The 23,033-nt window shown below is 69.8% G+C and carries 22 protein-coding genes; 6 read left to right on the top strand and 16 right to left on the bottom strand.

What is annotated here, in order from left to right; translation table 11 throughout:
* Positions 1 to 15: 15 nt before the first annotated feature.
* Positions 16 to 1,158, top strand: a complete 1,143-nt coding sequence (locus tag VEA62_RS13720; RefSeq protein WP_324822798.1) for a beta-ketoacyl-ACP synthase III — start codon at positions 16 to 18, stop codon at positions 1,156 to 1,158.
* Here VEA62_RS13720 and VEA62_RS13715 read toward each other — a convergent pair.
* The 9 genes from VEA62_RS13715 to petA all read right to left on the bottom strand — a co-directional run bounded on the left by VEA62_RS13715 (position 1,119) and on the right by petA (position 10,598).
* A complete protein-coding gene (locus tag VEA62_RS13715; RefSeq protein WP_324822796.1) occupies positions 1,119 to 2,795 on the bottom strand; it encodes a DUF4166 domain-containing protein in 1,677 nt (558 codons plus the stop codon). The two genes, VEA62_RS13720 and VEA62_RS13715, sit on opposite strands and share 40 nt — an antisense overlap.
* Positions 2,792 to 3,220 carry a thiol-disulfide oxidoreductase DCC family protein gene (locus tag VEA62_RS13710; protein ID WP_324822794.1) on the bottom strand — a complete coding sequence of 143 codons (429 nt, stop codon included), beginning with the start codon at positions 3,218 to 3,220 and terminating at the stop codon, positions 2,792 to 2,794. The genes VEA62_RS13715 and VEA62_RS13710 overlap by 4 nt, the downstream gene beginning before the upstream one ends.
* A gap of 42 nt (positions 3,221 to 3,262) precedes the next feature.
* Positions 3,263 to 3,652 (bottom strand): RidA family protein, encoded by a 390-nt coding sequence (locus tag VEA62_RS13705; RefSeq protein WP_324822792.1) that lies wholly within the window; start codon positions 3,650 to 3,652, stop codon positions 3,263 to 3,265.
* Positions 3,649 to 5,283, bottom strand: a complete 1,635-nt coding sequence (locus VEA62_RS13700; protein ID WP_324822789.1) for a M28 family peptidase — start codon at positions 5,281 to 5,283, stop codon at positions 3,649 to 3,651. The genes VEA62_RS13705 and VEA62_RS13700 overlap by 4 nt, the downstream gene beginning before the upstream one ends.
* A gap of 111 nt (positions 5,284 to 5,394) precedes the next feature.
* Positions 5,395 to 7,056 carry a M28 family metallopeptidase gene (locus tag VEA62_RS13695; protein ID WP_324822787.1) on the bottom strand — a complete coding sequence of 554 codons (1,662 nt, stop codon included), beginning with the start codon at positions 7,054 to 7,056 and terminating at the stop codon, positions 5,395 to 5,397.
* Between the two features lie 70 nt (positions 7,057 to 7,126).
* Positions 7,127 to 7,708: a DUF1579 domain-containing protein gene (locus VEA62_RS13690; protein WP_324822785.1), complete on the bottom strand. Its 582-nt coding sequence runs from the start codon at positions 7,706 to 7,708 to the stop codon at positions 7,127 to 7,129.
* Between the two features lie 123 nt (positions 7,709 to 7,831).
* The gene (locus VEA62_RS13685) at positions 7,832 to 8,707 is read right to left on the bottom strand and encodes a cytochrome c1 (RefSeq protein ID WP_324822784.1); all 876 of its coding nucleotides are present in this window, start codon (positions 8,705 to 8,707) and stop codon (positions 7,832 to 7,834) included.
* A gap of 8 nt (positions 8,708 to 8,715) precedes the next feature.
* The gene (locus VEA62_RS13680) at positions 8,716 to 10,044 is read right to left on the bottom strand and encodes a cytochrome b (RefSeq protein WP_324822781.1); all 1,329 of its coding nucleotides are present in this window, start codon (positions 10,042 to 10,044) and stop codon (positions 8,716 to 8,718) included.
* 17 nt (positions 10,045 to 10,061) lie between these two features.
* Entirely contained in the window at positions 10,062 to 10,598 is a 537-nt protein-coding gene (petA, locus tag VEA62_RS13675) for a ubiquinol-cytochrome c reductase iron-sulfur subunit (protein WP_324822779.1), read from the bottom strand.
* Between the two features lie 195 nt (positions 10,599 to 10,793).
* Between petA and VEA62_RS13670 the strand changes: the two genes are divergently transcribed.
* A complete protein-coding gene (locus VEA62_RS13670) occupies positions 10,794 to 11,243 on the top strand; it encodes a tRNA (cytidine(34)-2'-O)-methyltransferase (RefSeq protein ID WP_324822837.1) in 450 nt (149 codons plus the stop codon).
* Positions 11,244 to 11,247: 4 nt separating this feature from the next.
* Here the strand turns inward: VEA62_RS13670 and VEA62_RS13665 are convergent, their stop codons facing one another.
* Entirely contained in the window at positions 11,248 to 12,501 is a 1,254-nt protein-coding gene (locus VEA62_RS13665; RefSeq protein WP_324822777.1) for a dipeptidase, read from the bottom strand.
* A gap of 585 nt (positions 12,502 to 13,086) precedes the next feature.
* Here VEA62_RS13665 and hemF point away from each other — a divergent pair.
* Positions 13,087 to 13,962: an oxygen-dependent coproporphyrinogen oxidase gene (gene hemF / locus VEA62_RS13660; protein WP_324822776.1), complete on the top strand. Its 876-nt coding sequence runs from the start codon at positions 13,087 to 13,089 to the stop codon at positions 13,960 to 13,962.
* A 147-nt stretch (positions 13,963 to 14,109) separates the two neighbouring features.
* Here the strand turns inward: hemF and VEA62_RS13655 are convergent, their stop codons facing one another.
* From VEA62_RS13655 to rlmJ, 3 genes are all read right to left on the bottom strand, one after another.
* Entirely contained in the window at positions 14,110 to 16,617 is a 2,508-nt protein-coding gene (locus VEA62_RS13655; RefSeq protein ID WP_324822774.1) for an ATP-binding protein, read from the bottom strand.
* Between the two features lie 76 nt (positions 16,618 to 16,693).
* Positions 16,694 to 17,395 carry a glutamine amidotransferase-related protein gene (locus VEA62_RS13650; protein WP_324822772.1) on the bottom strand — a complete coding sequence of 234 codons (702 nt, stop codon included), beginning with the start codon at positions 17,393 to 17,395 and terminating at the stop codon, positions 16,694 to 16,696.
* Complete coding sequence (gene rlmJ, locus VEA62_RS13645) at positions 17,392 to 18,228, bottom strand: 23S rRNA (adenine(2030)-N(6))-methyltransferase RlmJ (RefSeq protein ID WP_324822770.1); 837 nt, start codon at positions 18,226 to 18,228, stop codon at positions 17,392 to 17,394. The genes VEA62_RS13650 and rlmJ overlap by 4 nt, the downstream gene beginning before the upstream one ends.
* A 160-nt stretch (positions 18,229 to 18,388) precedes the next feature.
* Here rlmJ and VEA62_RS13640 point away from each other — a divergent pair, with 160 nt between their 5' ends.
* From VEA62_RS13640 to VEA62_RS13630, 3 genes are all read left to right on the top strand, one after another.
* On the top strand, positions 18,389 to 19,393 hold the full coding sequence (locus VEA62_RS13640; RefSeq protein ID WP_324822768.1) for a DNA topoisomerase IB: 1,005 nt from the start codon (positions 18,389 to 18,391) through the stop codon (positions 19,391 to 19,393).
* 147 nt (positions 19,394 to 19,540) lie between these two features.
* Positions 19,541 to 20,095, top strand: coding sequence for a thermonuclease family protein (locus tag VEA62_RS13635; RefSeq protein WP_324822767.1), 555 nt, complete (start codon positions 19,541 to 19,543; stop codon positions 20,093 to 20,095).
* Positions 20,096 to 20,190: 95 nt separating this feature from the next.
* Complete coding sequence (locus tag VEA62_RS13630) at positions 20,191 to 20,580, top strand: hypothetical protein (RefSeq protein WP_324822765.1); 390 nt, start codon at positions 20,191 to 20,193, stop codon at positions 20,578 to 20,580.
* Here VEA62_RS13630 and VEA62_RS13625 read toward each other — a convergent pair whose 3' ends face one another.
* The 3 genes from VEA62_RS13625 to VEA62_RS13615 form a co-directional block, all read right to left on the bottom strand.
* A complete protein-coding gene (locus VEA62_RS13625) occupies positions 20,581 to 21,033 on the bottom strand; it encodes an opioid growth factor receptor-related protein (protein ID WP_324822763.1) in 453 nt (150 codons plus the stop codon).
* Positions 21,034 to 21,046: 13 nt separating this feature from the next.
* Positions 21,047 to 22,087: an L-threonine 3-dehydrogenase gene (tdh, locus tag VEA62_RS13620; protein ID WP_349255666.1), complete on the bottom strand. Its 1,041-nt coding sequence runs from the start codon at positions 22,085 to 22,087 to the stop codon at positions 21,047 to 21,049.
* A gap of 8 nt (positions 22,088 to 22,095) precedes the next feature.
* Positions 22,096 to 23,033, bottom strand: a 938-nt coding sequence (locus tag VEA62_RS13615) for a glycine C-acetyltransferase (RefSeq protein WP_324822759.1), incomplete at its 5' end; no start/stop codon positions are given.

Below are 23,033 nucleotides of genomic sequence, written 5' to 3'. Positions count from 1 at the left end.
AGAGGGAACGCCAGAGTGCCGAAAGCCGTCATCGCCGCCACCGGCCTGTTCACCCCGGAACAGTCCATCTCCAACGAGGAGCTGGTCGCGGCCTACAACACCTGGGCCCAGCGCTTCAACGAACAGCACGCGGCGGGCATAGCAGCCGGCGATCTGGAGGCCCTGACCCCGTCCTCCGTCGAGTTCATCGAGAAGGCGTCCGGCATCAGGTCGCGCTTTGTGATGGACAAGGCCGGCGTGCTCGACCCGACCCGCATGGCCCCGCGCATCCCCGAACGTCCCGACGACGAACTGTCGGTGCTGGCCGAGATGGCGGTGAAGGCCGCGCGCGACGCCATCGCCGCCTGGGGCAAGCCTGTCAGCGAGATCGGCGCCGTGCTGTGCGCCGCCTCCAACATGCAGCGTCCCTATCCGGCCATGGCCATCGAGGTGCAGCAGGCGCTGGGCATCCAGGGCTTCGCCTTCGACATGAACGTGGCCTGCAGCTCCGCCACCTTCGGCATCAAGACCGCCGCCGACTTCATCGCCTCGGGCTCGGTCAAGGCCGTGCTGATGGTCAATCCGGAGATCTGCTCGGCCCATCTGAACTTCAAGGATCGCGACAGCCACTTCATCTTCGGCGACGTCGCCACCGCCGTGATCATCGAGTCCGAAGACCAGGCGGTCGACGGTTGGGAGATCCTCGGAACCCGGCTGAAGACTGTCCTGTCGAACAACATTCGCAACAATTTCGGCTTCCTGAACAAGGCCGCCCTGCCCACGGGCGAGACCGAGGCGGTCGCGCCCTCCGGCCTGACCGACAAGATGTTCGTCCAGCAGGGCCGCAAGGTGTTCAAGGACGTGGTGCCCATGGTCTCGGAGATGATCGTCGACCACGCCGCCGAACTGGGCCTCGACCCGCGCCAGCTAAGGCGGCTGTGGCTGCATCAGGCCAACATCAACATGAACCAGTTCATCGGCCGCAAGGTGCTGGGCCGCGAGCCGACGCCGGAGGAGAACGTGATCATCCTCGATGACTACGCCAACACATCTTCGGCCGGCTCGATCATCGCCTTCCACCTGCACCACGACGGCTTCCAGCCGGGCGACACGGGCCTGATCTGCAGCTTCGGGGCGGGCTATTCGGCCGGCACGGTATTCGTCCGCAAGCGGGCCTGATCGACCCGGAGCAGCCAGCCGCGGTAGCGCACCAGCCGCCCGGCCAGCGGCACTGAAATCTCGACGTCGAAGACGAACCGGCCTTCGGCGTCGACCTCCTCGTGGGCGCGGGTCGACGGAGCCAGGACGCGCGGCAGCGGGATCGCCCCCAGCCGCCAGCCCTCGACGCGATAGACCAGCCGGTCCCCCTCGGGCGCGAGGCGAAGGTCCATGGACAGCGGGCCGAACCGCTCCCGGACGCGGCCGCCGTCGCGCGGCCGCGAAAGCACGCTGGCGAAGGCGTGGCCGCCGATACGCCGCCGCCAGACCGACCGGTCGCCGTCCGCGTCGATCGCCACCTCCGCGGGGCAGGCGGACTGCGCCGCCGGAAAGCCGACGATGCGCGCGGCCAGCGCCGCCAGCGGGCCCGCCGCCCCCTCGGTCATGGCCTGGCCGCGCCACAGCGAACGCCCGGGCGTCTCGTGCAGCGCCCGGACGGCGGCGGGAAGCGCGTCGAAGGCCGGGCCGATGGCGCGGGCGAAGATCGCGTCCCGCCGGACCTCTGTCGTGGTCGCCAGGCCGTGGGGCGCCATCCCGGCCTCGATGTCCTCCAGCGTCAGCACCCCGGCGCAGGCCCGGGCGCCCGGCGAAACCCGCCCTGCGGCGATCGCGCGGATCGCCGCCAGCGCCGGCAGGCCGGGCGTCACCGGCCCCTCCCCCGGCTCGGCGACCAGCCGCCAGACCGCCCGCGCTGCGTGGCCTTCGCCGTCCACGCCGCGAACCTCGACCCGCATCGCGCCGCGGTCCGAGCCCGTGACCGACGCCCACCTCGACAGTCGGACCAGCAAGCCCGCCAGGGGGACGGGGTCGAACCGCAGGAGGCGGACCAGCCGGGCAAGGGCCCACGCCCCCAGATGCGCCGGCCACGGCTCCAGCCCGGCCAGGAAAAAGGCCCGCCCGCGGGGCTGAAACCTGGCGGGGAACAGATCCAGGTCCGGCGTTTCGCACAACGACACCGGCCGCCGCCCCGCCGCGCCGAAATCGCGCCAGTACAGGCCGCTCCAGCCCGTGCGCACGGTCCAGACGCCGCTCTCGAACACCCTGACCGGCCGCCCCAGCCACGACAGGATAGCCTGCATCACCGACAGGCCGCGCGGGGCTCGCGCGCCGGGCGAGATCGCCGCCTCAACCGAGATCACCTCGCGCCAGCCGTCCGTCAGCCGGTCAAGCACGGCGTTGGACAAGGCGGGGGTCGAGCTGCACCCGGTCAGGGCGACCACGCCCGCCCCCTTGGCGGCGCTGTCCAACGCCGGGAACGCCGCCACGAAATCCCGGCCGTCGGCGAGATCGATGTAGTGAAGACCAGAGGCGATCGCGGCGCGCGCGGTCTTCGGCTCCGCGCCCTGGAAGGGCCCCGCCGCATCGGCCACGATCGCCGCCCCGATCACCTTCAGGTCGTCCGGCGTCAGGGTGGCGGTGTCCAGCGCCGCGGCCTCGACCCGGCCGCCGGGAACCGCCTTTCTCAGGCGGGCGGCCACGGCCTCGGCCCGCCTCCTGTCCCGCCCCGCGGCGACCACCTCGAAGCCGCCGCGCAGCAGACCCTCGGCGAGACGCGAACCGAACACCCCGCCGGCGCCGATCACCAGCACCCGCATCATGACAGGAAGCGCTCGCGATCCGCGGCCGACGGGACCATGCAGGCCTCCGTGCGTCCGAATATCCGGTAGCGGTTGCGCGCGATCAGATCATACGCCGCGTCGCGGATCGTCCTCGGAAGCGCCTTCAGGACCCCCAGCCGGCGCGTGCCGGGCAGCGCCCCCAGCACAGTCAATGCGGCGTCCGACTTGAACCAGGCTCGCCCGTTCCAGATCACCGCATTGGTCTGCGGCGCCTCGGGATCGATCCCGAACCGCTCCGCCAGCTTCCGTCCGCGTTCCGACTGGATCGAGGTGAAGGTGAAGCGCCGCCCCGGGTCACGGTCGATCACGAACCGCACCCAGCGCGAACAGAACACGCAGACCCCGTCGAACAGGATCAGGCCGTCGGGCTCATCGGGGGCGGGCTGCGGCGACCAGCGGCTCATGAGGGGACGGTGCGGCGCGTCGCCTCGCCGCGCAAGGCGGCGTTACGCCGCCGCCACCGCTTCGATCTCGACCAGCCATGCCTCGTCGAAAATGCCGGTGACGATGACCGTCAGAGCCGGTTGGCGGCCCGCGAGGCGCCGCACCCGGACCTCGCGGTTCTCCAGCGCATGACGCCGGTCCGACAGGAAGGTCGTGACCTTGACCAGATTGTCCAGCGTCATCCCTGCAGCGGCCAGCTGGGTCTCGATATTGTCCCAGACCTGCTCGCACTGTTCGGTGAAGCCGGTGGCGAGCGAGCCGTCCGGCGCGACGGGAATCTGGCCGGACAGGTAGAGCCAGCGGGTGGATCCCGTCACCTCGACCGCCTGCGGATACGCGCCCTCGACCGGCGGCGAGCCGTCGCCGGTCAGGGGCCGTATCGTCGCGCTCACTGGCGGGCGGCGTCCGAGCGGGCGCGCACCTGGGCGAACTCCGACGTCGGCTTCCAGCCGGGCCAGTCCTCGCTGTTCGCGAGGTCCAGGCCAAGGTGATACAGCAGGGTCAGGTTCTCGGTCGCCGAGGTCAGGTTCCAGTCGGCCGACCACTGGTCGGACGGCTTGTGATAGTCGGCCCCGAACTTGGCGCGCCAGGCGGCCTCGCCGGCCTCCCGGCCACCCTCGACCCAGTCCCAGCCATGCCAGGGCATGATCGCCGGCACCCCCATGCGGGCGAACGGGAAGTGGTCGGAGCGGTAGTAGAAGCCCTGCTCCGGCATGCCGTCGTCCGAGACGTAGCGGCCCAGCGGCTCGGCCAGGGCCTGCAGCCGGTCCTCGAGATCGTTCTGGCCCTTGCCGAAGATCGGCACGTCGCGGGTCGGGCCGGACAGGGGCAGCATATCGATGTTGATGTCGGCCACGGTGGTCTCGAGCGGATAGACCGGATTGGCGGCGTAGCCGTAGGAGCCCATCAGCCCCATCTCCTCGGCGGCCATGTGGGCGAAGACGATGGACCGTTCCGGCCGCGGGGCGGCGCTGATCTGGCGGGCCATCTCGAGCACGCCGATGGTGCCCGAGGCGTTGTCCCAGGCGCCGTTGAAGATGTTGTCCTCGGTGGTCGAGACAGGGCTGACGTGGTCGCCGCCGACGCCGACGTGATCCCAGTGGGCCGAGTAGATGATGGTCTCGTCGGGACGCTCGGTTCCGGGAATCCGGGCCAGCAGGTTGTGCGTGACCAGGGTGTCGATGGTTTCCTGCGTCTCGGCGGACAGGGTGACGCCGTCCAGCGGCACGGCCTTGAAGGCGCCGGAGCCGACGTCGGACAGCCGGCTCATGTCGAGTCCGGCCGCGCCGGCCCACTGCAGCGCCACGTCGTGGTTGACGGCCATGGAGAACTCGAGGTCGGCCGCACCGGGCGCCAGGGTGCGGGTGCGGGTCGCGCCCTGCGCCGCCCGCCGCCACATCTGCGAATCAGCCGGCTGGGCCACGAGGGTGACGATGCCGACGGCGCCGCGGCGGAAGGCCTCGTCGGCCTTGTAGGCGCCGGATTCGTAGTTGGTGCTGTACTCGCCGTTGAACAGTTCGCCCTCGGGCTCGCCGCCCATGACGACCACGACCTTGCCGCGCACGTCGACGTCGCCGTAGTCGTCCCAGTTCCGCTCGGGGGCGGTGATGCCGTAACCGGCGAAGACCACCGGCGCGTTGCTGATCGAGGCGCGGCCGTCATTGGAGATGGCGCGCACGGTGACGTCGGTTCCGATCGTCAGCGGATGGCTGACGCCGTCCGGGCCGGTCCAGCTGGCGCTGGCGGCGCCCGCCACGGGCGTGAAGCGCTTCAGATGCACCGGCTGCAGCCACTGGCCGTCAGGACCGCCGGGCTGGAGGCCCATCGCTTCATACTGGGCCTGCAGCCAGGCCAAGGTCATCCGCTCGCCTTCCGTGCCGGGATAGCGGCCCTGGAATTCGTCCGCGCTTATAGTGCGGATATCGTTGCTGATCCGCTCCGCGGAGAAGTCCTGGGCCGACGCCAGACCGGCGGACAGCAGAACGGCGGCGACGGCGACGCCGCCCATCATCTTGCGAAGCATATGGGAAACTCCATCCCCGAGTTGATGGAGCGTACTCTAGGGCGGCCCCGACGGACCGCCCATTAAGTTTTCGTCATGTCAGCCGCGTGGCGGGTGCCGCGAACGCGATCATCAGCGGCGCGCGGCCGCGCTCGCCGCCCGCGCGGGCCCGAACTCCGAACCGGGCTTCCACTCCGGCCAGTCGCGGCTGTTGGCCAGATCGCGGCCGATCCACAGGGCGACTTCCAGATCCTCGATCTGACCGCGCAGATCCCAGTCGGGCGACCATTCGTCGTCGGCCTGGTGATAGCGGCGCGAGCCGTATTCGTCGCGGGCGGCGTTGCGGGCGGCCATCGGCTCGTCACGGAACTCGCCGCCGCCCTCCGCATAGGCCATAGGCACGCCGCGCTTGGCCAGCGGGAAGTGGTCGCTGCGGAAATAGCTGCCCGCGGCGGGGTTGGCGTCCGGAGCCACGGTCCGACCCTGGCGGGCCGCTGCGGCGGCGAGCCGCTCGTCCAGCTCGGACTGGCCGTAACCGATCACCCCCAGATCGGCGACGCGGCCGTAGACGTTCATGGCGTCCATGTTGAAGCCCGCCACTGTCTTCTCCAGCGGGTAGACGGGGTTGGCGGCGTAATATTCCGAGCCCAGCAGGCCGCTCTCCTCGGCCGTGAAGCTGATCATGACGATCGACCGTTCCGGACGCGGCCCCGCGCCCCAGAGACGCGCCAGTTCCAGCAGGCCGGCGGTGCCGGTGGCGTTGTCGACGGCCCCGTTGAAGATGGCGTCGCCATTGGCGTCGGGCTCGCCGACGCCGATGTGGTCCCAGTGAGCCGTGTAGAGGATGGTCTCGTCCGGGTGTGTCGCGCCCGGCAGGCGGGCGATGACGTTCCTGGTCGTGATCTGGCTGGTGGCCACGTCGAAGGCGCCGCTGAAGGTCGCGCCGGACAGTTCTACGGGACGGAAATCGCGGCTGCGCGCCTGTACCTTGAGGGCGTCGAAGTCGAGACCCGCCCGGCGGAACAGGTCGACGGCGACGTCACGCTGGATCCAGCTTTCCATCTTGACCCGCTCTGCCGCCGCATTCTGGCGAACGATGTCGAACTGCGGTCCCGACCAGCTGTTGGTCACCGTCGCCCAGCCGTAAGAGGCGGGCGCGGTTTCATGGACGATGATGACGCCGGCGGCGCCCTGCCGGGCCGCCTCCTCGTACTTGTAGGTCCAGCGGCCATAATAGGTCATGGCCCGACCGTTGAAGGTGTTCAGCTCGGGCTGTTCGAAGTCGGCGTCATTGACCAGCACGACGATGACCTTGCCGCGCACATCGACGTCCTTGAAGTCATCCCAGTTCCGCTCGGGGGCCTTGATGCCGTAGCCCACGAAGACCAGCGGCGCGTCGGCCAGCGCTACATGGCTGCCTGGCAGGCGGGTCGAGACGACGATCTGCTGGCCCTGGGTGAGCGGAATGGTCTCGCCCCCGACCGTGAAGCCGGCGCGAATGCCGGAAGCGGTGAAGCGGTTCAGCGTCACATCCTGCGTCCAGCCGCCGTTCTCCCCGCCCGGCTGGAAGCCGGCGGCGGCGTACTGCTCGCTCAGATAGCGGACCACCATGTCCTCGGCCGGGGTGCCGATGCCGCGACCCTGGAAGCTGTCGTCCGACAGCACCCGCGCATGTTCGGACAGGCGGCCTGAGTCGAAGGCGGCGGCAGGCGCGGGCGCCTCGGCCCCCATGCTGGCGCAGGCGGAGATCAGGGCGCCGGCGGCCAGCGCGGCGACAGTCGACAGGAGACGCATGGACGAGAACACCCTCAGCCGGAAAACACCCTGCGGACGTTAGGGCGTCGATCCGCACCTGTCGATGCGATCAGGGCGTGACCGGGTCGCCGGCCAGCCAGTCGGTGTCCCCGCGACGGCGCAGGCGCAGCTCGATCACCTTCATAGGGTCGCGGCCGGGCATGACGAAATGCCCGGTCTCCACCCATTCGCCGTCCTTGAAGACGGTGACGTAGCGCATTTCGCCGCCGCGGCCGGGCGCAGTCCAGCGGAAACCGTCGGCGGTGGCCTGGAGCGGAAAATCGGCCGCCTGGCCGTTGGCGTAGGAGCGCATCACATAGGCGTCCGTCGCGTCGTCCCACGACACCACGGCGAAGGCGTTGAAGGCGGCAGAGCCGTCGGCGTTGACGCTGCGGCCCTCAATGACCCTGATCGACCCGCCCAGCATCGGGCCGATCCGCTCGGTGTGGGGGTGGGTGCTCGTCTGGCCCGGTCCCATGGAGACGGTCGCCTGCCCGACCCATTCCCCGTCCATCCAGGACAGCGCCTGCATTGCCTGACGCTGTTCCGCCGTGCCCGCCGGCTGCACCGCCTGGGCCGATGCCGCCGGCGGTATGGCGAACAGAACGCACGCGGCCAGCGCCGCCAGTGTCTTCCGTGAACCCCAATCCATGAGCATCCTCCCCTCTATGGACTTTGCTTAATAAAGTGCTTTTTCCTCTTTGGCAAGGCGCATGAAAAACCCGCCGGCGCTGAGGCCCCGGCGGGTTGATCCGTCTGCGATGGCGGAGGGTCGCTAGTGGGCGACACCCTTCCAGATGCGGCGGTAGCTGACGTAGGTCACGCCGGCGAACAGCAGCAGGAAGATCAGCACGCCCAGTCCAGACTGCTTGCGCTGGACCTGTTTCGGATCCGAGGCCCAGGCGATGAAGGCGGCGACGTCCTTGGCGTACTGGTCGACCGTCTCGGCCGAACCGTCGTCATAGGTCACCTGCCCGTCCATCAGCGGCGGCGGCATGGCGATGAAACCACCCTCCGGCACATGGGCGCCTTCGGCGACGAACGGCGTCAGGTCGCCGGCCATATACGGGTTGTAGTACTGGCCGGGGCGGATCTCGAGACCGGCCGGAGCGGCCCGGTAGCCCGACAGCAGCGAGTAGATGTAGTTGGCCCCGTCATGGCGCGCCTTGGCCATGACCGACAGGTCCGGCGGAGCCGCGCCGCCGTTGCCCGCGGCCGCGGCCGTGGCGTTCGGATAGGGACTGGGGAAACGGTCGGCCGCAACGGCGTCGCGCATGATCGGCTCGCCGGTTTCGCTGTCGATGTCCGGCACCTGGACCTCGGCGGCGAGCGCCTTGACGAAGCGGTTCTCGGCCGGATTGGCCTGATGCTCGTCATAGAAGGGGCCGCCCGGCTCGGCCAGGGTCCGGAAATACATCAGGCTCATGCTGTGGCAGGACGAGCAGACCTCGCGATAGACCTTGTAGCCGCGCTGCAGCTGGCCCTGGTCGAAGGTTCCGAACGGGCCTTCGAAGGAGAAGCCGCCGCTGCGCGGGTGGGCGGCGCCGCCGGAGGCCAGCGCCGGCTGGGCGGCGACGAGCGCCAGGCCGGCGGCCGCGGCGATCAGGACCAGGGTCTTTTTCATCGAACGCATCGAAGTCTTGAGGGTCATGGTCGCTCTCAGCCCTTCTTCTCGGGCGAGGCCGGGGCGGCTTCGGTCATGGCGTCCCCGCCCGGCAGCACCGGTTCGGAGATGGTCGCGGGGATCGGCCTCGGCGTCTCGCGCAGGCCAACCAGCGGCATCAGCACGAGGAAGAACAGGAAATAGTAGGCCGTCAGCAGGCGGGTCAGCCACAGATAGCTGTTCAGCGCCCCGTCGAGGAGGGTGAAGCTGGGCATGCCCGGGATCACCGGCGCGTCAGGCAGCTGCGCCCCGCACCAGCCCAGGCCCATGCCGACCAGCACGAAGATGACGAAGAAGGTGCGCATCGCCGGGCGGTAGCGCATTGAGCGCACCTTGGACGTATCCAGCCACGGCAGGACGAACAGCACGCCGATGGCGCCGAACATGGCGATCACCCCGCCCAGCTTGTCGGGGATGGCCCGCAGGATGGCGTAGAAGGGCAGCATGTACCACTCGGGCACGATGTGCGCCGGGGTCTGCAGCGGGTTGGCCGGGATGTAGTTGTCGGCGTGGCCCAGGGCGTTCGGCATGAAGAAGACGAACACGGCGAACAGGATCAGGAACAGCACGATGGCGAAGCCGTCCTTGACCGTGAAGTACGGATGGAACGGCACGGTGTCCTTCTTCAGCCGGTCCTTCGGGATCAGGATGCCGACCGGGTTGTTCTGGCCGGCGTGGTGCAGGGCCCAGAGGTGCAGCACCACGCAGCCGGCGATGACGAACGGCAGCAGGTAGTGCAGCGAGAAGAAGCGGTTCAGCGTGGCGTTGTCGATGGCCGGACCGCCGCGCAGCCAGATCAGGATGGGCTCGCCGACCAGCGGGATGGCCCCGATCAGATTGGTGATCACCTCGGCGCCCCAGAAGGACATCTGGCCCCACGGCAGGACGTAGCCGAGGAAGGCGGTGGCGATCATCAGGAAGAAGATCACGCAACCGACGATCCAGATCATCTCGCGCGGGGCCTTGTACGAGCCGTAGTAGAGGCCACGCAGCATGTGCAGGTAGACCGCGATGAAGAACATCGAGGCCCCGTTGGCGTGGGTGTAGCGGATCAGGTCGCCGCCGTTGACGTCGCGCATGATGCGCTCCACCGAGGCGAAGGCCAGTTCGGTGTTCGGCACATAGTGCATCGCCAGAATGACGCCCGTGGCGATCTGCACGACGAGGCAGAGGGCCAGGATGCCGCCGAAGGTCCACCAGTAGTTCAGGTTCTTCGGGGTCGGCAGCGCCATATAGTCGGCGCCGAAGCGGACGATCGGCAGGCGGCTGTCCAGCCACTTCTCGACGCCGGTCTTGGGGACGTAGGTGGATTCGTGATCGCTCATCGTTTTCTCGCCCGTCCTCAGCCGATTTTCACGCGGGTGTCGGACACATAGTCATAGGTCGGCACGACCAGGTTCTTCGGCGCCGGTCCTTTGCGGATGCGGCCCGAGGTGTCGTAGTGCGAGCCGTGGCAGGGGCAGAACCAGCCGCCGTAGTCGCCGGCGCCGAACGTCGGCACGCAGCCCAGGTGGGTGCAGGAGCCGATGACGACGAGATACTGCTGGTGGCCCGGCTTGACCCGGTCGGCGTCGGTCTGCGGATCCTTGAGGCCCGCGCGGTCGTCGGCGCGGGCGCGCTCGATCTCGGCCGGGGTGCGGTAGCGCACGAACACCGGCTTGCCCTGCCACTTGATGACGACCTGCTGGCCTTCCTGAACCTTGGTCAGGTCGAACTCGATGGTCGACAGCGCCAGGGTGTCGGCGGCCGGATTCATCGAATTGATCAGCGGCCAGGCGGCCATGGCCCCGGCTCCCACCGCCGCCGCGCCGGCCGCGATGTGGATGAAGTCTCTACGATTGGGATCCTGATAGGTCAGGTCGCCCTGGTCTGCAGCCACCGATTCGTCTCCTGAGCGGTTGGCGGCGTCACCCTGCGGCGCGCCGTTTCAACGCTGTCGTTCCTTAGCGAAATCCCGGAGGACTGGCCCGGCCCGGCTTTGCGGCGCATCGCCGCAAGTTGCTGGCGCTTCGTGAGAAACGCTCGCAAATCGAGCCGCGACAAGCCCCCGGGCCGCGCGTATGAGGGCCTTAGAATGCGTCTCGCCCTTTTTCAACCGGCCATTCCGCAGAACGTGGGCGCCTGCATCAGGCTGGGCGCCTGTTTCGGGGTGGAATTGCATGTCATCGAGCCGACCGGCTTTCGTTTCGACGACCGGGCGATGAAGCGCGCGGCGCTGGACTACGGGCCTCTCGGACACATGATCCGGCATTCCGGCTGGGAGGAATTCCGGCGCGACCGGGGGCCGGGCCGGCTGGTTCTGTTCACGACGAAAGGGGCGACGCCGCTGGACGAATTCCGCTTCGAGGCCGACGACACCCTGCTGTTCGGCAGCGAGACCAGCGGGGCGCCGGATTTCGTTCACGCGGAGGCCGACGCCCGGGTGGTGATTCCGATCCGGGCCGGGGCGCGCTCGCTCAACCTGTCGGTCAGCGCCGGGATCGCGCTGTGGGAGGGGTTGCGGCAGACCGCGTCCCTCCGCTGAGGGCCTATTCCGGCGCCCCGGCCTCCGGCAGCTTCGCCAGGTTGGGCCGTTCGGCGCGTTTGCCGGCGGCCACGGCCTCGACCCGGCGCATGACGCGCAGGACGTTCTCGCCGGCGAGCTTGCGGATGTCGGCCTCGCTCCAGCCATTGGCCATCAGGGCGGCGAGGATGCGGGGGTAGGCGTCCACGCCGTCGACGCCGTCCGGGAGGGCCGACACGCCGTCGAAGTCGCCGCCGAGGCCGACGTGGTCGACGCCGGCGACGTCGCGGACATGCTGGATGTGGGCGACGACGTCCGCGAGACCGGCGCGCGGGGCGGGGTGAGCCGCGATCCAGGCCTCGAGGCCGCTGGTCACGGCGGCCGGATCGCCCGGATTGAGGGACTTGAGCCGGGCGTCCTCGGCCGAGCGGGCGGCGCTCCAGGCCCGCACCTGTTCGTTGATGAAGCCCGGCACGAAGGTGACCATGACCACGCCGCCGTCCTCGGCCATCATCCGCAGCACGCTGTCCGGCACATTGCGCGGATGGCCGGTCACCGCCCGGGCCGAGGAGTGGGAGAAGATCACCGGCGCCTCGCTGACCCGCATGGCGTCCATCATGGTCTCCTCGGAGACGTGGCTGAGGTCGACCATCATGCCGAGGCGATTCATCTCGCGGACGACCTCCTCACCGAACGGGCTGAGCCCGCCCCATTTCGGCGCGTCGGTGGCGCTGTCGGCCCAGGTCGTGGTGGTCGAGTGGGTCAGGGTCATGTAGCGGGCGCCGGCGTCGTGGAATTCGCGCAGCAGGCCCAGCGAATCGTCGATGGAGTAGCCGCCCTCCATGCCGATCAGGGAGGCGATCCGGCCGCGCCGGTGGATGCGCTGGATGTCGTCGGCGGTGGTCGCCAGCTCGAACACGTCGGGATGGGCGGCGACGATCCGCTTGACCGTGTCGATCTGCTCGAAGGTCGCCTTGGCCGCCTCGACCGGGGTCAGGCTGGCGGGGACGTAGACCGACCAGAACTGGCCGCCGACGCCGCCGGCGCGCAGACGCGGGATGTCGGTGTGCAGGGCGGTGGAGGCGTCGAGATTGACGGTCAGGTCGACGGCGTGGGGGTCGTTGCCATGTTGCTGGCGCAGGGCCCAGGGCAGGTCGTTGTGCCCGTCGATCAGCGGGGTCCGCTCAAGGATGCGCCGGGCGGCGGCCTCGTCCTGGGCCGTGGCGGGCGCGGCCGCGACGAGCAGGGCGGCGGTGGAGAGAAGGACGGCGCGGATCATGACGGGCTCCTCGGAAAGCGAAGCGGGACAGTGGCAGAGGACGGCGGACCGTCAACCGACTCGAAAAAAACGGTGTGGCGGAGTCGGCAGAGTCGGCAGGGTCGGCGCCGAAATTCGGTGTGGCAGAGTCGGCAGAGTCTACATCAACGCGCCTCGGGCGGTGCGGCGGAGATTCGATTGTCAAAGACCGGCGGGCAGGCGAACGACGCATTATGCGCCCGCCGGCTTATCCGGATGGAAGATCGTGTTTAGAATCGTTCAAGCCTTTGATGCGGCGGGATGTTCTTCGCACAATCCGACTATAATTCCGCGGATTGCCAGCACAGCGTCATGGTCGTCCTTCTCCCGATGGGAGAAGGTGGCCGGGCGGAGCCCGGTCGGATGTGGGTCGGTTGTTTTAGTCGGCGTAAGCCGCCGCTCCAGTCGGCGACACGGCTTGCGCCGAATGCAGTCGGTCGACCCACACCCTTTCGCGCAAGGACGACGGCTGCGCCGCCGTGCGCTCAAGCCCTCTCCCATCGGGAGAGGGTCGCGGGGGAAACCGCCGCACTTCACCCTCCCCGCCGGACCCCCTACAAGCCGCCCATGACCGACGTCGCCGATCCCCTCGCCCAGCAGAAGACCGAAGCCCGCGCCTGGTTCGAGACTCTTCGCGACCGCATTCACGCGGCCTTCGAGGCGCTGGAGGACGCGGCGCCCGCCGATCTGTTTCCCGGCGAGCCGGGCCGCTTCGTACGCACGCCGTGGGAACGGGCCGAGGGCGGCGGCGGGGTCATGGGGATGATGCACGGACGGCTGTTCGAGAAGGTCGGGGTCCATGTCTCGACGGTGCACGGGACCTTTCCGGCCGACTATGCGAAGGGCGTCCCGGGGGCGGCGGAAGACCCCCGCTTCTTCGCCACCGGCATCAGCCTGATCGCCCATCCGGTCAGCCCGCGCGTGCCGGCCGTGCACATGAACACCCGCTTCATCGCCACCACCAAAGGCTGGTTCGGCGGCGGCGGCGACCTGACCCCGGTGCTGGACGCCGACCGGCGCCAGGATCATCCCGACACCGTCGCCTTCCACGCCGCCATGAAGGCCGCCTGCGACGCCCACGACCCGGACTGGCATGCGAAGTTCAAAGCGTGGTGCGACGAGTATTTCTTCCTGCCCCACCGCAACGAGCCGCGCGGCACCGGCGGCATCTTCTACGACCATCTGGACAGCGGCGACCGGGCCCGCGACTTCGCCTTCACGCGCGACGTCGGCGAGGCCTTCCTGAAAGTCTATCCGGAGATCGTGGCGCGCCGCATGGCCGAGCCGTGGACGGCGACGGAACGGGAGGAGCAGCTGGTCCGGCGCGGCCGCTACGTCGAGTTCAACCTGCTGTACGACCGCGGGACGATGTTCGGGCTGAAGACCGGCGGCAATGTCGAGTCGATCCTCAGCTCGATGCCGCCCGTGGTGAAGTGGCCGTAGGGGCGCGTCACCCTCGGGCTTGACCCGAGGGCCAGATGCAGGGGCGAGCTGTCCGACAGGGACGGCCCCTGGAGCGCGCCCGCGCCTTCTTGCACTGAGCACCGGATGGTCTGGCCCTCGGGTCAAGCCCGAGGGTGACGATGAAGGTCAAGCCGACTCCAGCTCGGCCCCGGCGTCGGTCGGGGGCTCCAGGGCCGCGCCGATGGCGGCGAACAGGCTGGTCATGGTCACCGGCTTGGTCAGATGGGCGTCGGCGCCGGCGAGGCGGCCCGCCTCGACGTGTTCGGCCATGGCGTTGGCGGTCAGCATGATGATCGGGGTGCGCGGCAGGCCGTGATCGGCCTCGTGCCGGCGGATGGCGGCGGTGGCGCTGAGCCCGTCCATGACCGGCATCTGCATGTCCATCAGCACCAGGTCGAAGCCGCCCGCCTTGAAGGCCTCGACCGCCTGGAGGCCCTCCTCGACGGCGACCAGCTCCATCTCGGTCGCGCCGAGCATGATCTCCACCACCTTGCGGTTGGCGGGATGATCGTCGGCCAGCAGGATGCGCAGCGGCGCCGCCGCCATGTCGCCGGCGGTCGCGGCCGGAGCCCGGGCGGCCTCCCTGGTCCGCTGGATGCGCGGCAGCGGAATCTCGAACCAGAAGCTGGAGCCCTGCCCCGGCGTGCTCTCGCAATCCAGTTCGCCGCCCATCAGGTCGACGAGGGCGGTCGAGATGGCGAGGCCGAGTCCGGTGCCGCCATAGCGGCGGGTGATCGACCCGTCGGCTTGCTGGAAGCGGCGGAAGATGCGGCTGCGCTGCTCCCTGTCGAAGCCGACGCCGGTGTCGCTGACCCGGAAGACGACCCGGTCGCCCGCGGCCGCCGCGACGATCAGCCGGACCGAGCCCTCGCTGGTGAATTTGAGGGCGTTGTTGACGAGATTGGTCAGCACCTGGCGCAGGCGGATGGCGTCGCCCTCGACCGTGCCCGACAGGGCGGGATCGAACTCGACCTCCAGCATCACGCCCTTCTCCTCGGCTTTGACCCGCCACAGGGCCGCGATGTCGCCGACGGCCTGCTCCAGATCGAAGGGCGCCGGCTCGATCGCCACCTGGCCGGACTCGATCCTGGCGCTGTCGAGGATGTCTGACAGCAGGCGCTCGAGGGTCACGCCCGACGAGCGGATCAGCTCGACCATCTCCCGTTCCTGGGCCGCGAGCGGGCGCCGCGTCAGGGCGTCGGCCATGGACACCACGCCATTCAGCGGGGTGCGGATTTCGTGGCTCATATTGGCGAGGAATTCGCTCTTGGCCCGGTTGGCGTCCTCCGCCCGCCGCTGCGCCTTGCGCAGCCGGTCCGCCTGACGGGACAGCCAGACCACCGTCGCCACGGCGAACAGCAGGAAGACGACGCCGATGGCGATGACCGCCCGCTGCAGGTTGGTGTTGGCGCGCGCGGTCTCCAGCTGGCTGCGGCGCTCGGCGAGCTGCTGCTGCATGTCGCCGGTGACCTGGTGGATGCCGGCGCTGAAGTTGCGGGCCGCAACGCGTTCGCCCTCCAGCATGTGCGAGCGGAGCAGGCTGAACGCCTCGGCGCTGCGGCCCTCGGCGAACAGCACCTCGGCCGCGACGTGGTCGAACTCGATCCCGACGCCGTCCGCCTCGAGCCGCCGCAGCGCCTCGAGGTCGCGCCGCGCGGCCGCGGTCTGCCCGGTGCGGGCGCGGGCGATGGCGCGCAGGGGCAGGACGTCCCGCGCCAGGAAGGCGGCCGCGCCCAGGTTCTCGCCATACGGCTCAAGACAGGCGAGGACGTCGCGCGGCGCGTCGCGGGCGCTGGCGACGGTGGCGCACAGGCTGGCGTCGTAGATCGCCAGGGTGGGCAGGTCGGAGCGCGAGGCCAGCCGGTGGTGCGCCGCATAGTATTCCGCCGCCCGGGTCTGGTCCCCGATCTTCACGGCCATCATGGTCAGATTGTAGAGGCTGTCGAAGTCCGGGCGCGGATAGGCCGGGTTGGAATAGTCGATCTCGAATTTGCGGAAGGCGTCGGCGGCGCCCTCGACGTCGTTGAGATCCTTGAGGGCCATGCCCGCGACCTCCCAGATGCCGGCCTGGGCGGTCGGCGCGAAGGGGTCTCCCTCAGGGATGTCGGCCTGCGCCTGGGCCAGCAGTTCCAGCCCTTCGCCGATGCGGCCCTCGTCGACGAGAGCCAGGGCGGCAAGCCGGGCGGCGTGGGCGCGAACGAACCAGTCCCGCCCGCCCTGGGCCATCCGCTTCATCTCGCCGGCGACGGCGATCTCGCCCTGGTCGTAGCGGGCGGTGAGCTCGTTCAGATGGGCGATGTCGAGATAGCGCGCGTCATTCTGGCGCCGGGCCGACTGCGCCAGCCTGCGGTTCCAGACCGCGGCCCGTTCGAACTCGCCCTGGTTCAGGATCGTCCAGGTGACGTGGTAGAGCCGGTTCAGGCCTTCCCGGTCCGTCCGTTCCGCGGCGGCCGAGCCGAACGCCTCGAGGGCGGCGAAATCGGTGGAGGCCGCGCGCTGCTCGACGACCCGCGCGAGGCTCAGCGCATCCGCCTGGCCGCCCGGGGCCGAAGACGGCTGGGCGAACCCGCGGGGGGCGCCGGCGAGGGCGACGAGCAGAATAAAACTCGCCGCGAGGATGCGAAAAGGCGACATGAGGTTTCCGGCGTGACGCTCCGGTCCTCGCACACATTTGTTTCGCAAGGTTTAGCGGACCGCCGTACGGCCGACGCTACCGATCCGCGCGGGCGGCGATGAACCGCTTCAGCCAGCCGCCGACCTGCGCCCGGTCGTTCGGGCGGGTGAGGCTTTCGAGAGCCTCGTCGACGAGGGTGGCGCCGATGCGGTCGCGGCGGCCGCCGGTCAGGTCGGCGGCGTAGGCCGGGGTGAATTCCGGGTGGCCCTGGAGGCTGATGGCGTCGTCGTCCCACGCCAGGCCGGCGAAGGGCGTGAAGGGGCTGTCGAGGAGGACCCGGGCGCCGGGGGGCCTTTCCACCACCTGGTCCTGATGCGAGACCGGAATGGCGATGGTCTCCGCCGGCGGCGTCATCCACGCTTCCGTCGACCTGACCTCATAGCGGTGCAGCCCCACGCCCCAGCCGCGCCCGGACTTCTCGACCCGCCCGCCCAGCGCCTGGGCCATGGCCTGATGACCGAAGCAGACGCCGATCAGGCCCGTGCGGCCCCTGGCCGAGCGGATCCAGTCGAGCAGGTCGCCGATCCACGGATGGGGCTCGTACACGCCGGCCGAGGAGCCGGTGATGACGGCGGCGTCGAAGGCGGCGGGGTCGGGCAGGTCGCCCGCCTGGACGTCGAAGGTCTCGAATGCGGGGCCGTCGCCGAGCAGGGCGCGGAACATGGCGGGATAGTCGCCGTGCCGCGCGGCCAGGGCGGGCGGCGGGGCGCCGGTCTCGAGGATGGCGATGCGGGTCATGCCGAGGCCCCGTCTCCGGTCATCCAGACCTCGGACCTGGCGCCGGCCTCGCCGAGCCGGCCGGCGACCCAGCCGCAGACCTCCGAGGCGGCGGCCTCGGCCCCGGCGGGGGGATTGAGCACCACCAACGCGCAGCCGTTCATCTTCATCGGATTGGCCAGCGGGCGCAGCCGGGCCTCGGCGACCAGGGCCCGCTTGACCCCCGCCTGGTCGAGCCGGCGCAGGAAGCCGTCGAAGGTCTCCAGATCCTTCAGCGGGGTCCAGATGGCGACCGTGGCGCGGGGATCGGCGCGGGCGATGGCCGCCCCGGTATCGGCGGCGCGCAGATAGTCGTCGGGACGCTCGAACGGCGGATCGATCAGCACGAAGGCGCCGTGGGCGTGGGCCGCCTCGGCCCTGGCCTGGTCGTAGCCGTCGCCGCCGCGGGCCGAGGCCTGCGGAAAGGGCGCCAGCGCCTGCTCCAGCAGTTCGAGCACCGGCGGATTGAGCTCGAAGCCGAGATAGCGGTCGGAGCGACGCAGCCGGCCCGCGACCAGCAGGGGCGAACCGGGATAGAGGTTGGCGCCGCCGTGCGGATTGAACCGCCCCACCTCGCGGGCGAGGGCCTCGATCAGCGGCGGGCGGTCGGCGGCGGCCATCAGGCGGGCGATGCCGGCCTCGGCCTCCTTCGAGCGGGCCCCGTCGCCGGCGAGGTCGTAGACCCCCGCGCCGGCGTGGGTGTCGATCACGGTGACGGGGCCGTCCGCCTGGCGACGCTCCAGCAGCCACAGCACCAGGGTGTGCTTGACGATGTCGGCGAAATTTCCCGCGTGGAAGCTGTGGCGATAGTTCATGGGCCGCTGTTCCTCCGTCGCGGACGCGCGGTCAAGGCTGCACGACCTGAGCCGCAGGAACCGGCGGGCTCGCGCCGTCGTTTGCGCAGTCCGCCCGAGAGCCGCCGATGACCGACCCCGCCCTGTCCGACGAGGACCGCACGCCGCCCGAGGCCCTGGCGTGACGCTCGCCGACGCCGCCGCCATCCCCGAGGGCCTGACCTGGTGCAGCGACGAGCGCCCGGGCATCCGGCGGACCGCGGCCGGCGACGGCTTCCACTATCACGACCCCCGGGGCCGGCGGATCACGGACGAGAAGGTGCTGGAGCGCATCCGGGCCCTGGCCATCCCGCCGGCCTGGACCGACGTCTGGATCTGCCCGCGCGCCTCCGGGCACATCCAGGCCATCGGGCGGGACGTGAAGGGGCGGAAGCAGTACCGCTACCATCCGGACTGGAGCGCCCACGCCGCCGAGACCAAGTTCGAGCGGCTGCCCGACTTCGCCAGGGCCCTGCCGAAACTGAGGCGGCGCGTGGAGGCCGACCTGAACCGGCGCGGGGTTTCGCGCGGGAAGGTGCTGGCGACGGCGGTGCGGCTGCTGGAGCTGACGCTGATCCGGGTCGGCAACGCCCAGTATGCGAAGCAGAACCGCTCCTATGGGCTGACGACGCTGAACAAGCGGCATCTGGACCTGAACGGGACGGCCCTGACCTTCGCCTTCAAGGGCAAGAGCGGGGTGGAGCACGAGGTCAGGGTGCGGGACCGCCGGCTGGCCACCGTGGTGCGCAGCCTGCGCGAACTGCCCGGGCAGCAGCTGTTCAAATACCGCGACGCGGGCGGCGAGCTGTGCGTGGTGACCTCGGACGATGTGAACGCCTACATCCGCGAGGCCATGGGCGAGCAGTTTTCGGCCAAGGACTTCCGCACCTGGGCGGGGACGGTGTCGGCGGCGCGGGCGCTGCGCGAGATGGAGCCGCCGGCCTCGCCGACCGAGGCGAAGCGGCGGATCACCGTCTGCGTCAAGGCTGTGGCCGGGCTGCTGGGCAATACGCCGACGGTGTGCCGGAGCTCCTACGTCCATCCGCGGGTGTTCGAACTGTTCGAGCAGGGCCGCCTCGCCACGATGCTGCCCGGAGCCGAGGCGGCGACGTTCGAGCGGGCCCTGGCCAAGGTTCTGAGAGGCTGACGGCAACCTTCGGGAAAGGTTGAGCGCCCACCCTGCCGGGGAACTCACCGACAGGCGGACACAGTGGCCCTGCGTCGATACCCCCGCGCCGTGCGCGGCCCGCGACTTCAGAACCGGCGCCGGGGCCCGGCCCGGGGGCGCAGCCGGGTGGCCGTCCTGACCGAGGCGCTGCTGCTCTCCGTCATGGTGCTGGCGGTCGTGCTGATCCTGCGCCCGGGTGGCGACGCCGCCCACGCCGAGGCCGAGCCGGACAGGCCCGAGGCGGCGGCCGCGAGGGCGGTCGACCGGCTGGAAGGCGTCGGCCGGGTGATCGACGGCGACACCCTGGACGTCGGCGGGATCCGGGTCCGGCTGCACGGCATCGACGCCTTCGAGCGCAACCAGATGTGCGATGCGCCCCACGGACCGTGGGCGTGCGGAGCCGCCGCCACGAGCGCACTGAAGGCACGGGCGGAAGGCCGCGCGCTGGTCTGCGAGGTGCTGGACACCGACCGCTATGGCCGCAAGGTCAGCCGCTGCGAGCGCGACGGCGTCGATGTCGCGGAGGCCCTGGTCGCGAGCGGCCTGGCCCTGGCCTACCGGCGCTACAGCCCGGACTATGTGGACGAGGAGACGGCCGCGCGGTCCGCAGCCCTGGGAGCCTGGAACGGCTCGTTCGACCGGCCCGAACAGTGGCGGAGCCGATCCCGGACGGCCCGGTGACCGCCGCGCTTGCGCCCCCAGTCTGAATCCGATGTAACTTGCTCAATTGGGAGAACAGCGCTCTACGGGCGCCGTTCGTCGGAGGGACTATTTCAATGTCGGTTTCAAACAACTTTCTGCGCCTCGGCGTGCTGTCCGCCCTGGTCGGCATGACCCTGGGTGTCTGGATGGGCGCCAACCAGGACTTCGTGCTGCGGCCGGTGCATGCACACATCAACCTGCTGGGCTTCGCCTCAATGATGCTGTTCGGCCTGTTCTACCGGGCCTTCCCGGCGGCGGGACGCGGCTGGCTGCCGATGGTCCATTTCGCCCTGTCGGTGCTGGGCTTCCTGATCCTGATGCCGTCGCTGGCGCTGATGCTGCTGCAGAAGCCGCTGTTCCTGCCGGCGATGATCGCCTCGGAGTTCATGCTGGTCGGATCGATGCTGCTGTTCGTCATCATCGTCTTCATGGCGACGATGAGGAAGGAACCGGCGGCCGCCTGATCAGGCGGTCGTCCAGTAACCGCGGCTGCGGGCGCTGACCGGCGCCCGCGTCGCCTCGACCATCGACAATATGGCCGAGCGGAAGGCGTCCGCCTCCTCGTCGCCGCGCAGCAGCCGCAGCGATCGGATGATGCGGGTGATGCGCAGGTGGTTGTGGTCGTGCGGCCGCAACCACCCGTGCGTGGCGCGATAGAAGGCCTCCATCCGGTCGGTCGCGGCCGCGAGGGCGCACTGGGCGAGGATCGAATCGTGGATCGCCTGCATGTCGTCCGTGGTCAGCACGGGGGCGTCGGGCATGGCCCCCGACGGCTCCGGCAGCGGGAACAGCCACTGGATGAAGTCGTGGTTCAGCTCCAGCGCCGCGTCGTCGAAGCCGAGCACGTCGAACAGGGTCCGGCCCCGCCCGTCCGGCCCCTCGCCTTCCAGAAAGGCCAGGATGGGCCCGACCGTCATCGGCTGTTCGCCCTTACGCCGCCCTGTCCCAGTCAAGCACCACCTTGCCGGACTGGCCCGAGCGCATGGCCTCGAAGCCTTCGCGATAGTTCTGGTAGCTCATCTGGTGGGTGATCAGCGGGGTCAGATCGAGGCCGGCCTTGAGCAGGCCCAGCATCTTGCGCCAGGTGGTGAACATCTCGCGGCCATAGACGCCCTTGATGGTCAGGGCCTTGAGGATGATGGCGCCCCAATCGGTCTCCATCGGCTTCGACGGAATGCCCAGCAGGGCCATGCCGCCGCCCATGATCAGGGTGTCGACACACTGTTTGAAGGCGATGGGCGAGCCCGACATCTCAAGCGCCACGTCGAAGCCGACCTTCATGCCCAGTTCATGGATGACGTCGTGCAGGTCTTCCTTCGTGGTGTTCACGGTCCGAACGCCGGGCGCGACCTTCTGCGCCAGCTCGAGGCGGAAGTCGTTGATGTCGGTCAGGACGACGGTGCGGGCGCCGGCGTGGCGGGCGACGGCGGCGGCCATCATGCCGATGGGGCCCGCGCCGGTGACCAGCACGTCCTCGCCCAGCAGGTCGAACTGCTGCGCCGTGTGCACGGCGTTGCCGAACGGGTCGAGGATCGAGCCTATCTCGTAGGGCACGTCGTCGGGCAGCTCGATCACGTTGAAGGCCGGGGCCACGACGTATTCGGCGAAGGCGCCCTGACGGTTGACGCCGATGCCGCGGGTGTCCGGGTCGAGGTGGAAATGGCCGGCCCGGGCGGCTTCGGAATTCAGGTCGATGACGTGCCCCTCGGCCGAGACGCGCTGGCCGACCTTGAGGCGGCGGTCGACGTCCTTGCCGATGGCGACGATCTCGCCGGCGAATTCATGGCCGGTGATCATGGGCACGGGGACGTTCTTCCGGCTCCACTCGTCCCAGTTCCAGATATGGATGTCGGTGCCGCAGACGGCGGTGCGGTGCACCTTGATGAGCACGTCCTCGGGCCCGGCGACCGGGATGGGCGCGTCGATCAGTTCGAGGCCCACCTCGGGCTTCGTCTTGGCCAGGGCCTTCATGGTGTCGGTCACGCGATTACTCCCAATTCCTTGCCGGCCGTCGTGAACGCCGCGACCGTTTGGTCAATCTGTTCGAAGGTGTGGGCCGCCGACATCTGGGTGCGGATGCGGGCCTGGCCGCGCGGCACCACGGGGAAGCTGAAGCCGATGACGTAGACGCCGAGCTCCAGCATGCGGGCGGCCATGTCCTGAGCGAGTTTCGCATCGCCGAGCATGACCGGGATGATGGGGTGCTCGCCGGGCAGCAGGTTGAAGCCGGCCTCGCTCATGGCGGCGCGGTAGCGGGCGGCGTTGGCGAACAGCTGTTTGCGCAGGGCGTCGCCTTCCGAACCGCCGGCGATGCGGATGGCTTCGAGGCTGGAGCCGCAGACGGCCGGGGCGAGGGCGTTGGAGAACAGATAGGGCCGGGCGCGCTGCTTGAGCAGGGCGACGACTTCCGACCTCGCGCAGATGAAGCCGCCCATGGCGCCGCCCAGCGCCTTGCCGAAGGTGCCGGTGACGATGTCGACCTCGACGCCGTGGTGGGCGAAGGAGCCCCGCCCCTTGGGACCGAGGAAACCGGTGGCGTGGCAGTCGTCCACCATGATCAGGGCCTCGTACTGGTCGGCCAGGGCGCGGATCTCGTCCAGCCTGGCGATATAGCCGTCCATGGAGAAGGCGCCGTCGGTGGCGATGATGATGTTGCGTGCTCCGGCGGCCCTGGCCTCCTTCAGCCGGTCCTCCAGCTCGTTCATGTCGCTGTTGGCGAAGCGGTAGCGCTTGGCCTTGCACAGGCGCACGCCGTCAATGATCGAGGCGTGGTTCAGGCTGTCGGAGACGATGGCGTCGTCCTCGCCGAACAGGGGCTCGAACACGCCCCCGTTGGCGTCGAAGGCGGCGGCGAACAGGATCGCGTCCTCGAAGCCCAGGTACTCGGCGATGGCGCGTTCCAGCTGCTTGTGGATGT

The sequence above is a fragment of the Brevundimonas sp. genome, assembly GCF_035627475.1.
GTDB lineage: Bacteria > Pseudomonadota > Alphaproteobacteria > Caulobacterales > Caulobacteraceae > Brevundimonas.
Note: the sequence above shows the minus strand (reverse complement) of the source record. Positions and strands in the feature narration are given on the sequence as shown.